Source organism: Citrobacter sp. GW821-FHT02E08, from assembly GCF_059421685.1.
The window spans coordinates 335672-348882 of the sequence record NZ_JBWKVL010000004.1; the positions used below are offsets into that span (position 1 = coordinate 335672).

The 13211-nt window shown below is 52.7% G+C and carries 12 protein-coding genes; 2 read left to right on the top strand and 10 right to left on the bottom strand.

Features of this window, described 5'->3' with window-relative positions:
• Nucleotide 1: 1 nt before the first annotated feature.
• The 9 genes from pabC to yceD all read right to left on the bottom strand — a co-directional run bounded on the left by pabC (nt 2) and on the right by yceD (nt 7423).
• Nucleotides 2-811: an aminodeoxychorismate lyase gene (pabC, locus tag AC07UY_RS08150; RefSeq protein WP_494701017.1), complete on the bottom strand. Its 810-nt coding sequence runs from the start codon at nt 809-811 to the stop codon at nt 2-4.
• Nucleotides 812-973: 162 nt separating this feature from the next.
• A complete protein-coding gene (gene fabF, locus AC07UY_RS08155) occupies nt 974-2215 on the bottom strand; it encodes a beta-ketoacyl-ACP synthase II (RefSeq protein WP_494659955.1) in 1242 nt (413 codons plus the stop codon).
• A gap of 90 nt (nt 2216-2305) precedes the next feature.
• Nucleotides 2306-2542 carry an acyl carrier protein gene (gene acpP, locus AC07UY_RS08160; RefSeq protein ID WP_000103754.1) on the bottom strand — a complete coding sequence of 79 codons (237 nt, stop codon included), beginning with the start codon at nt 2540-2542 and terminating at the stop codon, nt 2306-2308.
• Between the two features lie 154 nt (nt 2543-2696).
• Nucleotides 2697-3431 (bottom strand): 3-oxoacyl-ACP reductase FabG, encoded by a 735-nt coding sequence (gene fabG, locus AC07UY_RS08165; protein ID WP_203358162.1) that lies wholly within the window; start codon nt 3429-3431, stop codon nt 2697-2699.
• A gap of 12 nt (nt 3432-3443) precedes the next feature.
• Nucleotides 3444-4373 carry an ACP S-malonyltransferase gene (gene fabD / locus AC07UY_RS08170; RefSeq protein WP_494659956.1) on the bottom strand — a complete coding sequence of 310 codons (930 nt, stop codon included), beginning with the start codon at nt 4371-4373 and terminating at the stop codon, nt 3444-3446.
• A 15-nt stretch (nt 4374-4388) separates the two neighbouring features.
• Nucleotides 4389-5354: a beta-ketoacyl-ACP synthase III gene (locus tag AC07UY_RS08175; RefSeq protein ID WP_203358164.1), complete on the bottom strand. Its 966-nt coding sequence runs from the start codon at nt 5352-5354 to the stop codon at nt 4389-4391.
• A 76-nt stretch (nt 5355-5430) separates the two neighbouring features.
• Nucleotides 5431-6510, bottom strand: coding sequence for a phosphate acyltransferase PlsX (plsX, locus tag AC07UY_RS08180; protein WP_203358165.1), 1080 nt, complete (start codon nt 6508-6510; stop codon nt 5431-5433).
• A 201-nt stretch (nt 6511-6711) separates the two neighbouring features.
• The gene (gene rpmF, locus AC07UY_RS08185; RefSeq protein WP_000290724.1) at nt 6712-6885 is read right to left on the bottom strand and encodes a 50S ribosomal protein L32; all 174 of its coding nucleotides are present in this window, start codon (nt 6883-6885) and stop codon (nt 6712-6714) included.
• Nucleotides 6886-6901: 16 nt separating this feature from the next.
• On the bottom strand, nt 6902-7423 hold the full coding sequence (gene yceD / locus AC07UY_RS08190) for a 23S rRNA accumulation protein YceD (RefSeq protein WP_192611884.1): 522 nt from the start codon (nt 7421-7423) through the stop codon (nt 6902-6904).
• Between the two features lie 197 nt (nt 7424-7620).
• On the opposite strand from yceD, the gene AC07UY_RS08195 reads away from it, so the two are divergent.
• Nucleotides 7621-8205 (top strand): Maf family protein, encoded by a 585-nt coding sequence (locus tag AC07UY_RS08195; protein ID WP_192611883.1) that lies wholly within the window; start codon nt 7621-7623, stop codon nt 8203-8205.
• Nucleotides 8206-8285: 80 nt separating this feature from the next.
• On the opposite strand, the gene rluC is transcribed toward AC07UY_RS08195, so the two are convergent.
• The gene (gene rluC, locus AC07UY_RS08200; protein WP_203358166.1) at nt 8286-9239 is read right to left on the bottom strand and encodes a 23S rRNA pseudouridine(955/2504/2580) synthase RluC; all 954 of its coding nucleotides are present in this window, start codon (nt 9237-9239) and stop codon (nt 8286-8288) included.
• Nucleotides 9240-9811: 572 nt separating this feature from the next.
• Between rluC and rne the strand changes: the two genes are divergently transcribed.
• A complete protein-coding gene (gene rne, locus AC07UY_RS08205) occupies nt 9812-13039 on the top strand; it encodes a ribonuclease E (RefSeq protein WP_494701018.1) in 3228 nt (1075 codons plus the stop codon).
• Nucleotides 13040-13211: the final 172 nt, after the last annotated feature.

A 13211-nucleotide genomic window follows, 5' to 3' on the forward strand; every position in this document is an offset into this window, starting at 1 on the left:
GCTAATTCGGGTGCTCACAACGTGGGGCTAAAAAATCAAACAATGTGCGTGAAGACAACAGCCTGTCACCGCAGGCGCGCACTGGAACCACAGGCATCAGGGCGTTGCAAACCACCATTTCTTCAGCCTGCATCAGTTCCTCTTCTCTGGCATTCACTTCGACAACCTCGAAAGACGATTGTGCCAGTATACGAATACAGAATTGTCGCATAATGCCATTCACTCCGGCCTGGTCCAGACGTGGGGTATACACCCTGGTCCCTATACGCCAGAACAGATTCGCGGCACAGCATTCCGTAACCCATCCCTCACTGTCAAGAACCAGCGCCTCATCCGCGTTTGTCTGCTCAAGATGAGAGCGGATTAGCACCTGCTCCAGCCTGTTCAGGTGTTTTAAACCAGCGAGATAAGGATTCCGCCCGAGACGAACCGGGCTTAACGCCAGGGTAATTCCCTCACGACGCCAACGATCATAATGGGCAGGCCAGGCAGAAACTGAAAGAAGTCGGGTGGCTGCCGTGCAGTTCGCCGCGCTATATCCTCTACCGCCGCTGCCACGACTGATGATCACTTTCAAAACGCCACGTTCATGTCCCACTGCCAGTTGCACCATTTCTCGCTGCAACAACGCCCATTCACTGAAAGGGATCAAGAGCTTCTCGCAGGCATTCTGTAAACGCTCCAGATGAGCATTCAGCAGGGAAACGCTTCCCCCGACGATTTGCGCCGTGGTGAAGCAACCATCGCCGAATTGTATCGCCCGGTCACTGGCAGCAAGGGTTTCCTGCTCACGGCCATTAATCAAGAACATAGTGGCTCCTTATGCGTGGTCGGGTAGTTTGGCAGGATGGATAACACAGGACAAGGGAAGAAAACTGAATAAAAAAGGCCCGGCAAGCGGACCTTTTTTATTTTAATCACCAAATGGCGCTTCGCAATGAACAGGCCCGCGCATTGGCTGGCCTAAATTGCATCAGATCTTTTTAAAGATCAGCGAGCCGTTGGTGCCGCCAAAGCCGAAGGAGTTACACAATGCGTACTCCATTCCGCTGACCTGACGCGCTTCGTGAGGAACGAAGTCCAGATCGCAACCTTCATCTGGATCATCCAGGTTAATGGTCGGCGGAACAGCCTGATCGCGCAGCGCCAGGATAGAGAAAATAGACTCTACCGCGCCAGCCGCGCCCAGCAGGTGGCCGGTCATGGATTTGGTGGAACTGACCATCACACGGGTCGCCGCATCACCAAATACCGATTTCACGGCCTGGGTTTCCGCTTTGTCGCCTGCTGGCGTCGACGTACCATGTGCATTGACATAGCCAATCTGACCCGGTTCGAGTGCGGCATCACGCAGCGCGTTAACCATAGCCAGCGCCGCGCCTGCGCCATCTTCCGGCGGTGACGTCATATGATAAGCATCGCTGCTCATACCAAAGCCGACAACTTCAGCATAAATTTTTGCGCCACGCGCTTTCGCATGTTCGTACTCTTCCAGTACCACCATGCCTGCACCGTCGCCCAGCACAAAGCCATCACGTTCTTTATCCCACGGGCGGCTTGCCGCTTGCGGGTTTTCATTACGTGTAGACAGTGCACGAGCCGCGCCAAAACCACCCACGCCGAGCGGGGTACTGGCTTTTTCAGCACCACCCGCAACCATCGCATCTGCGTCGCCGTATGCAATGATACGCGCGGCATGACCGATGTTGTGTACGCCAGACGTACAGGCTGTAGCGATAGAGATGCTTGGCCCACGCAGGCCATACATGATGGTCAGGTGTCCTGCCACCATGTTAACAATCGTCGACGGGACGAAGAACGGGCTGATCTTACGCGGCCCACCGTTTACCAGTGAGGTATGGTTTTCTTCGATAAGTCCGAGACCGCCAATACCGGAGCCGATTGCGGCGCCAATACGGGTTGCGTTCTCTTCCGTCACTTCAAGACCAGAATCCTGCATGGCCTGAGCGCCAGCGACAATTCCATATTGAATGAAGGCATCCATCTTGCGCTGTTCTTTGCGCGAGATGATGTCATCACAGTTAAAATCCTTTACTAAGCCAGCAAATTTAGTTGCATAGGCGCTAGTATCGAAATGGTCGATCAGGCTGATGCCACTCTGACCGGCAAGGAGAGCTTTCCAGGTAGACTCTACGGTATTGCCGACAGGAGACAACATGCCCAGTCCGGTCACAACTACACGACGCTTAGACACGGTTGTCCTCCAGGGAGGGAAAAAATGATTCTAGTGGGACAAAATAAAGATAAAACTCAGGCGGTCGAGTGACCGCCTGGAGATGTTCACTTACGCCTGGTGACCGTTGATGTAATCAATGGCAGCCTGAACGGTAGTGATTTTCTCAGCTTCTTCGTCCGGAATCTCAGTATCAAACTCTTCTTCCAGAGCCATTACCAGCTCAACGGTGTCAAGAGAATCTGCGCCCAGGTCTTCAACGAAGGAAGCATTGTTGGTTACTTCTTCCTGCTTAACGCCCAGCTGTTCGCCGATAATTTTCTTAACGCGTTCTTCGATAGTGCTCATACTCTTAAATTTCCTATCAAAACTCGCTTTCGCGATGGTTTTCGTAGTGTATAAAATGTTGAAAAATTTGCAACTAAATCCCGGCAGGTCTTACCACGATTTTACGTTATTTTGAGGCCATTCGCTCTAATAACGCAAATCTTTTTCATCGTGATTAAACCATGTACATTCCGCCGTTGACGTGCAGAGTCTCACCAGAGATGTAACTTGCTTCGTCAGAGGCTAAAAATGCAACCGCACTGGCGATTTCCTGAGCGCCGCCGAGGCGACCCGCAGGAACCTGCGCCAGAATACCCGCACGCTGATCATCTGACAGCGCACGCGTCATGTCCGTTTCAATAAAGCCCGGAGCAACAACGTTTACAGTAATACCACGGGACGCAACTTCACGCGCCAGTGATTTACTGAAGCCGATCAAACCCGCTTTCGCCGCAGCGTAGTTAGCCTGACCTGCATTTCCCATGGTACCAACCACAGAACCGATAGTGATAATACGACCATGACGCTTTTTCATCATAGCGCGCATTACCGCTTTTGACAGACGGAAAACAGATGACAGGTTGGTTTCGATAATATCGTTCCACTCATCATCTTTCATTCGCATCAACAGATTATCACGAGTGATACCGGCATTATTAACCAGGATATCGACTTCACCAAATTCTGCGCGAATTTTTTCCAGAACAGATTCAATAGATGCAGGGTCGGTCACATTCAACATCAGACCTTTACCGTTTGCACCTAAGTAATCGCTAATGGCCTGAGCGCCACTTTCGCTGGTAGCAGTACCGATAACCTTCGCGCCACGGGCAACGAGTGTTTCAGCAATTGCGCGGCCAATGCCACGGCTTGCACCGGTAACCAGCGCGACTTTTCCTTCAAAACTCATGGTTTTCCTCTTTTATTGCTCAAGCGCCGCAGACAGCGCCGCTGGCTCATTCAGTACCGAGGCTGTCAGGGTGTCAACAATACGTTTCGTCAGACCAGTGAGAACTTTACCTGGGCCCACTTCATAAAGGTGCGTAACACCCTGCGCGGCGATAAATTCTACGCTCTTCGTCCACTGCACCGGATTATACAGTTGGCGTACCAGTGCATCACGAATTGCATCAGCGTCAGCTTCACATTTCACATCAACGTTATTCACGACAGGTACCGTCGGCGCGTTGAAGGTGATTTTCGCTAACTCAACAGCCAGTTTATCGGCTGCGGGCTTCATCAGCGCACAGTGTGACGGAACGCTGACCGGTAATGGAAGCGCACGTTTTGCACCTGCGGCTTTACAGGCTGCGCCAGCACGTTCAACGGCTTCTTTGTGCCCGGCAATGACCACCTGACCCGGTGAGTTAAAGTTAACCGGGGAGACAACCTGACCTTCAGCAGACTCTTCGCACGCTTTGGCGATGGAAGCATCGTCCAGACCAATAATAGCAGACATGCCGCCAGTCCCTTCTGGGACCGCTTCCTGCATGAATTTGCCACGCAGTTCAACCAGACGCACGGCATCAGCAAAATTCATGACGCCAGCGCAGACCAACGCAGAATATTCACCGAGGCTGTGTCCCGCCATCAGCGCTGGCGTTTTACCGCCCTGCTGCTGCCATACGCGATACAGTGCCACGGAGGCCGTCAACAGTGCTGGCTGAGTTTGCCACGTTTTATTCAGTTCTTCCGCTGGACCTTGCTGCGTCAACGCCCACAGGTCATAGCCCAGCGCCGCAGAAGCTTCAGCAAATGTTTCTTCTACGATGGGGTATGCTGCAGCCATATCAGACAGCATCCCAACGGTTTGAGAACCCTGACCAGGGAACACAAAAGCAAATTGCGTCATGTTTAATTCCTTATACTAGAAACGAACCAGCGCGGAGCCCCAGGTGAATCCACCCCCGAAGGCTTCAAGCAATATCAACTGACCGGCTTTGATCCGTCCGTCACGCACGGCTTCGTCGAGCGCGCACGGTACAGATGCAGCAGAAGTATTGCCATGACGGTCAAGCGTAATGACGACTTTCTCTTCAAGCTTGTCGGGATCAATCCCCAGCTTCTTCGCCGTTGCGGAAATGATGCGAAGGTTCGCCTGGTGTGGCACCAGCCAATCCAGGTCGGAGCGAGAAAGACCATTAGCTTCCAGCGTCTCATCAACGATGCGCGCCAGTTCAGTCACCGCGACTTTAAAGACTTCGTTACCAGCCATCGTCAGATGAATCGAGTTTTCCGGATTCACGCGATCGGCATTTGGCAGCGTCAACAATTCACCGTAGCGTCCGTCTGCATGCAAATGCGTCGAAATGATGCCCGGTTCCTCGGATGCGCTCAGAACAACAGCGCCAGCGCCATCACCGAAGATAATGATCGTCCCACGATCGGTCGGATCGCAGGTGCGTGCCAGGACATCAGACCCCACCACCAGTGCATGCTTTACTGAACCTGATTTTACATACTGGTCGGCAACGCTTAAGGCATAGGTAAAACCAGCACACGCCGCCGCAACGTCAAACGCCGGACAACCTTTAATGCCCAGCATGTTCTGAATCTGGCAAGCGGCACTTGGGAATGCGTGTGTTGAAGATGTGGTCGCAACCACGATCAAACCAATTTGTTCTTTATCGATGCCAGCCATTTCAAGCGCGCGGTTTGCGGCAGTGAAGCCCATCGTCGCGACTGTTTCATTTGGCCCAGCAATATGGCGTTCACGGATACCTGTACGAGCGACGATCCACTCATCAGATGTCTCTACCATTTTTTCCAAATCGGCGTTAGTACGCACTTGTTCAGGCAGATAGCTGCCAGTACCAATAATCTTCGTATACATGTACGCTCAGTCACTTTTCGGTTATATACCACCACGAACAAACTGCTGGTGCGTTAACAGCGAGACGGCCACATGATTACTTGTGTGTCCGCGAACTCCCGCTTTTGCCACCATCCAGCAATTCGAATCCGGCTGGGTATACAGATTCCAGGCGAGCGGCAATTCGCTGAGGAACTTGTCGCTGCACCGCCTGCACTGCCTGTTCAATCGCGACCGCAAATGCTCGCTGATTGGCCGCACCATGACTTTTGATCACCGTGCCGCGCAATCCTAACAGACAGGCGCCATTATACTGGTCGGGGTTGAGGTGACTGAATCGCCTCGTTAGGCTTTTTTGTAACCAACGTTTTAATAACAGCAGCCACCACGACCGTTTTTTACCCTCACCCTGAGATTTCAGCAGTGAGAGGAACATTCTGACAACACCTTCCATTGTCTTTAATGTGACATTACCTGTAAATCCATCACATACCAGAACATCGGTTTTCCCCGTCAATAATTCATTAGCTTCAAGATAGCCGATGTAGTTGATGGAAGGGATTGTTTTTAGCACCACTGAGGCATCCCGAATACTGTCGAGACCCTTGGTTTCTTCTTCGCCGATGTTAAGTAGCGCCACTCGAGGGTTGGTTATGCCAACCACCTCCTCCGCTAATACGGAGCCCATAATGGCGAACTGCACTAACATCGTGCTGTCGCAATCGACGTTGGCGCCAAGATCCAGCACCACCGTTTTGCCCTTTTGCTGATGCGGTAAAACCGTCACCAACGCCGGACGCTCAATCCCCTCAAGGGGTTTGAGCAATAATTTCGCCAGTCCCATCAGCGCGCCCGTATTACCGGCGCTCACACAGGCCTCAGCTCGACCTTCTTTCACCAGCTCCAGGGCCACACGCATAGAGCTACCGCGACTGGCGCGGATCGCTTGCGAAGGCCGGGCATCACTGGCAATAACTGACTGTGCAGGGATAATCTGCAGACGCGAACGTTGTTCAAAGTCAGCTTTGGCAAGTAATGGCGTGATTGTATCGGGATTCCCGACTAAAAGAAGTGTGAGTTGCGAATTAGAATTCAGTGCCTGCAGTGCTGCAGGCACTGTCACGGAAGGGCCAAAATCGCCCCCCATGACATCTAACGCCAGGGTTAGACGTGTCAAGGTATCGTCGCCGCCCGGTTTGGTGTTTCCCCGCTTACACGGGGAAATCCTCACTAAGCTTCATCACGCTTGTACTCTTCGGCATTCACACCGCAGGCGCACTGACCGCGCTTATTCACCCCAGGGCAGAGTAACCTGTGCAGTGGGGATCCTCTCGCTTGCCGGTTTCCTGAAATACGAAATCCGTTGAGTAACGCGTGATTACTTAGCGATTACCTTGCGACCGCGGTAGAAACCGTCGGCAGTGATGTGGTGACGCAGGTGTTTCTCACCAGAAGTTTTGTCTACAGACAGGCTGGTGACTGCGGTCAGAGCGTCATGAGAACGACGCATGCCACGTTTGGAACGGGTTGGTTTATTCTGTTGTACGGCCATGGACCTTACTCCTCAATTACTTACGCTTTAAGCTGGCTAATACGGCAAATGGGTTTGGTTTTTGCACTTCAACAGGCAATTCACCAAAGACCATGTCCGCCTCGGACACTTCACAGTGTTCAGAATCATGCACCGGAACTACCGGCAAGGAGAGGATAATTTCATCTTCTACCATTGCAAGCAGATCGATTTCACCGAATTCGTTAACCTCAATCGGCTCATACGCTTCCGGGAGTGCTTCAGCTTGTTCGTCAGAACGGACAGGACTGAAACAATACGTTGTGTGTACATGGTGTGGAAACGGCTTCCCGCAACGCTGGCATTCGAGCGTTACCGAAACCTTCGCATCACCCGTAATAACGGCGAGACGTTGGTTATCGATAGCGAACGACATGGAGCATTCCACATCACTGTCCACACTGACTACAGAATCGGCGACGCGCTCAGCCAGATCGGAAGGAAAGATACCTTCATAATCGAGGCGTTTTTGAGCCGTACGAACCGGATCAAGAGTCAGGGGTAATTTTACCTTTTGCATAGGGCGCGCATATTAACTTTGTAACGTCATATAGTCAAAGAAAAAGGCAACGTGCGGTTGCCTTTTGCCAATAATTCGCACACATTGCGAGTCACAGTCTTAAAATCAATCAGGACAAGCCGCTGTGGCACGCTTGAACGTCCCGGCGCCTAGTTTAAAATGGCTCACATCATTACGCTATATCTGGGGAAAAAAATATGCCGCAACTGATTCTCGCTTCAACGTCACCCTGGCGTCGCGCGTTGCTCGAAAAGCTGTGTATCCCCTTCGAATGCGCAGCCCCAGAGGTCGACGAAACCCCGATGCCAGGCGAAGCGCCGCGACATCTGGTATTGCGTCTGGCACAGGAAAAAGCACAATCTCTCGCCCACCGTTTCCCAAATCATCTGATCATTGGTTCCGACCAGATTTGCGTTCTGGACGGCGAAATTACCGGTAAACCGCTAACCGAAGAAAAAGCACGGCAACAATTAGCGAAAGCCAGCGGGAATATTGTGACGTTTTATACCGGGCTTGCGCTTTATCATTCCGCAACCGGGCACTTGCAAACAGAAGTCGAGCCTTTCGATGTCCATTTCCGTCATCTGAGCGAAACGGAAATCGAGGACTATGTCCGCAAAGAACGCCCATTACATTGTGCGGGGAGCTTTAAAAGCGAAGGACTCGGCATCGCGCTTTTCGAGCGCTTAGAGGGACGAGACCCGAACACGCTCATTGGGCTGCCGTTGATTGCGCTGTGTCAGATGCTGCGCCGGGAAGAGATGAACCCGCTGAAGGCCTAGTGTGACAGCCTGATGCCGCGCGCAAGCGTCTTATCTGGCCTACAATGGAATTCCCCCATAGGCCAGACAAGCAAAGCGCCTTAGGCTTTGTTACGCAATACCTGAAGACAATGCTTCAGTTGGTTATCCATCGGCGCTTCGATACGTAACACTTCTCCGGTGCCGGGATGGGTAAACTTCAGCGCTGCGGCATGGAGAAAGAGTCGCGATAACCCTGTGCCCGCCAGCTGTTTATCGAACTCACGATCGCCGTAACGATCGTCAAATGCGATAGGATGTCCGGCATATTGGGTGTGAACACGAATCTGATGGGTTCTTCCAGTAACCGGACTACAACGCACCAGCGTGGCGAACGCATAGCGTTCTTCCACTTTGAAACGTGTCTCCGACGGCTTACCTTCCTGGTTTACCCGCACAATACGCTCACCGCTTTGCAGAATATTCTTTAATAAAGGTGCCTGGACCGTTTTGACGTGCGACTGCCACTGACCGCGCACCAGCGCCAGGTAATCTTTTTGCATTCCCTTTTCGCGCAACTGTTCATGCAGCGAACGCAAAGCAGACCGTTTTTTCGCCACCAGCAATACGCCGGAGGTGTCACGGTCAAGGCGATGCACCAGTTCCAGGAAACGTGCTTCTGGTCTCAGTGCGCGTAAACCTTCAATCACCCCGAAACTGAGCCCGCTTCCGCCATGCACAGCCGTACCGGAAGGTTTATTCAGCACCAGAATGTGCTCATCCTCATAGAGAATGACGTCTGCCAATGCCGCGACTTTTTGCAGATGCGGCGAAACCGCCTCTTCTTCGCGTTCGGCAACACGCACTGGCGGAATACGCACTTCATCACCGGCTTCCAGCTTATACTCGGGTTTGATGCGCTTTTTGTTCACCCGCACTTCGCCTTTACGCAAAATGCGATAAATCATACTTTTTGGCACGCCTTTAAGTTGCGTGCGTAAAAAGTTGTCGATTCGTTGCCCAGCTTCGTCTGCTGAAATGGCAATCATTTTTACGGATGGAGTCTCTGTTTTCATGGTGGGCGATTCTAAATAGCCATTGAGATTAGCGCCACTCATTTTTCTATGCTTATATTTACTTTTACACCCGTTCACTCACCGTCCACTTCTTCATTTTGGCGGTTATTAAACCAATCACTCTGCAGAAGTGAAAAAACTGTGAGTAACCGGGTGATAAATGGTAAAAGTCATCTTGCTATAACAAGGTTAGCAGTGGAATAATGAGGCTGTTTCCGTGTTGAAACTTGCTAAAACAAGAACTTTTACGGAATAACCCATTTTGTCTGACCGATCATCAACGCAGCAATGGCGTAAGACGTATTGATCTTTCAGACAGTTAGCGGGCTGCGGGTTGCAGTCCTTACCGGTAGATAGGATCTTCTCTGGAGAGTAATACCCAGACTGTTCCCCTGATAATTGCGCTGTGTTTCCGTTTGAAATACAGGCAACCGACACTCTGCGCCTCTTTGAGCTGACGACAACCGTGAGGTTGGCGACGCGAATAGTCACGAGGCCATCGGTTCACACCCGGAAAGGCGTTACTTTGCCCGCAGCTTAGTCGTCAATGTAAGAATAATGAGTAAGTTACGATGAAAAGAATGTTAATCAACGCAACTCAGCAGGAAGAGTTGCGTGTCGCCCTTGTAGATGGGCAACGTCTGTACGACCTGGATATCGAAAGTCCTGGACATGAACAGAAAAAAGCAAACATCTATAAAGGCAAAATTACCCGTATTGAACCGAGCCTGGAAGCCGCTTTTGTTGATTACGGCGCTGAACGTCACGGTTTCCTCCCGTTAAAAGAAATTGCCCGCGAATATTTCCCCGCCAATTACAACGCCCATGGTCGTCCAAACATTAAAGATGTGTTGCGCGAAGGCCAGGAAGTTATTGTTCAGATTGATAAAGAAGAGCGTGGCAACAAAGGTGCCGCGCTGACGACATTTATCAGTCTGGCGGGGAGCTATCTGGTGCTGATGCCGAACAACCCGCGTGCGGGCGGCATCTCTCGTCGTATCGAAGGCGACGATCGTACCGAGTTAAAAGAAGCGCTGGCGAGCCTGGAACTGCCTGATGGCATGGGGCTCATCGTGCGTACCGCTGGCGTCGGCAAATCTGCCGAAGCGCTGCAGTGGGATCTGAGCTTCCGTCTTAAACACTGGGAAGCCATTCAGAAAGCGGCTGAAAGCCGCCATGCTCCGTTCCTGATCCACCAGGAAAGTAACGTTATCGTTCGTGCTTTCCGTGACTATTTACGTCAGGACATCGGTGAAATCCTCATCGATAACCCGAAAGTGCTCGAACTGGCGCGCCAGCACATCGCAGCGCTGGGTCGCCCGGATTTCAGCAGCAAGATTAAGCTTTACACCGGTGAAATTCCGCTGTTTAGCCACTACCAGATCGAATCGCAGATCGAATCTGCATTCCAGCGCGAAGTCCGCCTGCCTTCCGGCGGTTCCATCGTTATCGACAGCACCGAAGCGTTAACCGCTATCGATATTAACTCTGCTCGCGCTACGCGCGGCGGTGATATCGAAGAGACAGCGTTCAACACCAACCTGGAAGCGGCGGATGAAATCGCTCGTCAGCTGCGTCTGCGTGACCTCGGCGGCCTGATTGTTATCGACTTTATCGATATGACCCCGGTTCGCCACCAGCGCGCGGTTGAAAACCGTCTGCGTGAAGCGGTACGCCAGGATCGCGCGCGTATTCAGATCAGCCATATTTCCCGCTTTGGCCTGCTGGAGATGTCCCGTCAGCGCCTGAGCCCATCTCTGGGTGAATCCAGCCATCACGTTTGCCCACGCTGTAGCGGCACCGGCACCGTTCGTGATAATGAATCGCTGTCCCTGTCTATTCTGCGTCTGATTGAAGAAGAAGCGCTGAAAGAAAACACCCAGGAAGTGCACGCGATTGTTCCTGTGCCGATCGCTTCATATCTGCTGAACGAAAAACGTAACGCGGTGAATGCGATTGAAACGCGTCAGGATGGCGTTCGCTGTGTGATCGTACCAAACGATCAGATGGAAACTCCGCACTACTCCGTGCTGCGTGTCCGTAAAGGCGAAGAAACACCGACTCTGAGCTATATGCTGCCGAAACTGCATGAAGAGGCAATGGCATTACCTTCTGAAGAAGAGTACGCCGAGCGTAAACGCCCTGAGCAACCGGCGCTGGCGACCTTTGCCATGCCAGAAGTTCCGCCTGCACCAGAACCTACAGAGTCCGTTGTTAAAGCCACTGCGCCGAAGGCAGCCGCAGTGACCGTTGCAGCCGCCGCTGCACAGCCGGGTCTGTTAAGCCGTTTCTTTGGCGCGCTGAAATCCATGTTCGCTGGCAGTGAAGAAGCGAAACCGGTTGAGCAAGCAGAACCCAAAGCGGAAGAGAAACCGGAACGTCAGCAGGATCGCCGCAAGCCGCGCCAGAACAATCGTCGCGATCGTAATGACCGCCGTGATAACCGCAATGAGCGTGGTGACCGCAGTGATCGTGGCGAACGTTCAGAAGGCGGTGAAAACCGCGAAGAGAACCGTCGTAACCGCCGTCAGCCTTCGCCGCAAAATGCAGAGTCGCGCGACAACCGTCAGCAGACGGTCAATGACGTTAGCGAAAAAGCCAAATCCGGTGATGAGCAGCAAGCGCCGCGTCGCGATCGTAATCGTCGTCGTAGCGACGACAAACGTCAGGCGCAGCAGGAAGTTAAAGCGCTCAACCTTGATGAGCAACCGGTACAGGAAGTTGAACAGGAAGAGCGCGTTCGTCAGCCTCAACCGCGTCGTAAACAACGCCAGCTGAACCAGAAAGTACGTTACGGTGAGAGCGCAGCGGTTGACGTCGAACTCGCGGCCACTGCGGTCGTTGAGAATGTTGCGACCCAGGCTGTAGAGCAAACAGCACCGGTTCAACGTACTGAGCTGGCAAAACTGGATCTGCCGGTTGTCGCCGATACTACCGTAGAACAGGAAGAGAACGCCGACGCGCGCGACAACAACGGTATGCCGCGTCGCTCACGTCGTTCACCTCGTCATCTGCGCGTCAGTGGCCAACGCCGTCGTCGCTACCGTGATGAGCGCTACCCGGTTCAGTCACCGATGCCGTTGACCATCGCCTGTGCTTCTCCGGAAATGGCCTCTGGCAAAGTGTGGATCCGTTACCCGGTTGTTCGTCCTCAGGATGCTCAGGTTGAAGAGCAGCGTGAACAAGAGATCGCACCGGTAGTCACCCAAACCACCGCGATGGAGCCGCAAGCCGTTGCCGTCGAGCAGATTGTAGAGGCGCCAGTTCAGACCGAAACGGTTGCTGTCGAGCCGCAGTCTGTTGTTGTGGAAACGACTGTTGTGGAAACGACGCACCCGGAAGTCATCGCAACGGCCGTTGCTGAGCAGCCACAGGTTATCGCGCAAGCGGATGCCCCTGTTGCCGAAGAAATCATTTCTGAAGCGAAAGCAGTGGAAGAGGTTCAGGAAACCGTAATCACCGAACCTGCGGACGTTGTCGCTGAACCTGAAGTGGTTGCCGAGGTCGCTGAACCTGTCGTTGTGGTGGAAGAAGACGCGAAAGTCGAGGTGATTGCACCTGTTGTCGCGGCTGAAGTCATTGAAGAGACCGCGCCTTTCGCCGTTGAATCTCTGCCAGCAAGCCACCACGCCACTGCGCCGATGACCCGTGCTCCGGCACCGGAATATGTTCCGGAAGCGCCGCGGCACAGCGACTGGCAGCGTCCTGAGTTTGCCTTTGAAGGTAAAGGGGCTGCCGGGGGTCACAGTGCAACGCATCAGGCGTCAGCGCAACCAACGCGTCCTCAGCCGATAGAATAAGCAGAAAAACCGCTAAAGCCGACCTTCTGGTCGGCTTTTTTTTATCCTTAATTCGGTCGCTGCGGCTTGTCAATGCCGCTTTTGTGTCTGTAAATCGCCCATGTTCGCGTTGCAGATAACACATAACCATCGTGCGCAGTTTTGTCTTATCACTACGTTATTTATGCTGGAT

What these genes read in the sequence shown, in the direction of transcription:
- pabC (WP_494701017.1), bottom strand. Translation starts at nt 811, where the DNA reads ATGTTCTTGATTAATGGCCGTGAGCAGGAAACCCTTGCTGCCAGTGAC.
- acpP (WP_000103754.1), bottom strand. Translation starts at nt 2,542, where the DNA reads ATGAGCACTATCGAAGAACGCGTTAAGAAAATTATCGGCGAACAGCTG.
- fabG (WP_203358162.1), bottom strand. Translation starts at nt 3,431, where the DNA reads ATGAGTTTTGAAGGAAAAGTCGCGCTGGTTACCGGTGCAAGCCGTGGC.
- fabD (WP_494659956.1), bottom strand. Translation starts at nt 4,373, where the DNA reads ATGACGCAATTTGCTTTTGTGTTCCCTGGTCAGGGTTCTCAAACCGTT.
- AC07UY_RS08175 (WP_203358164.1), bottom strand. Translation starts at nt 5,354, where the DNA reads ATGTATACGAAGATTATTGGTACTGGCAGCTATCTGCCTGAACAAGTG.
- rpmF (WP_000290724.1), bottom strand. Translation starts at nt 6,885, where the DNA reads ATGGCCGTACAACAGAATAAACCAACCCGTTCCAAACGTGGCATGCGT.
- yceD (WP_192611884.1), bottom strand. Translation starts at nt 7,423, where the DNA reads ATGCAAAAGGTAAAATTACCCCTGACTCTTGATCCGGTTCGTACGGCT.
- AC07UY_RS08195 (WP_192611883.1), top strand. Translation starts at nt 7,621, where the DNA reads ATGCCGCAACTGATTCTCGCTTCAACGTCACCCTGGCGTCGCGCGTTG.
- rluC (WP_203358166.1), bottom strand. Translation starts at nt 9,239, where the DNA reads ATGAAAACAGAGACTCCATCCGTAAAAATGATTGCCATTTCAGCAGAC.
- rne (WP_494701018.1), top strand. Translation starts at nt 9,812, where the DNA reads ATGAAAAGAATGTTAATCAACGCAACTCAGCAGGAAGAGTTGCGTGTC.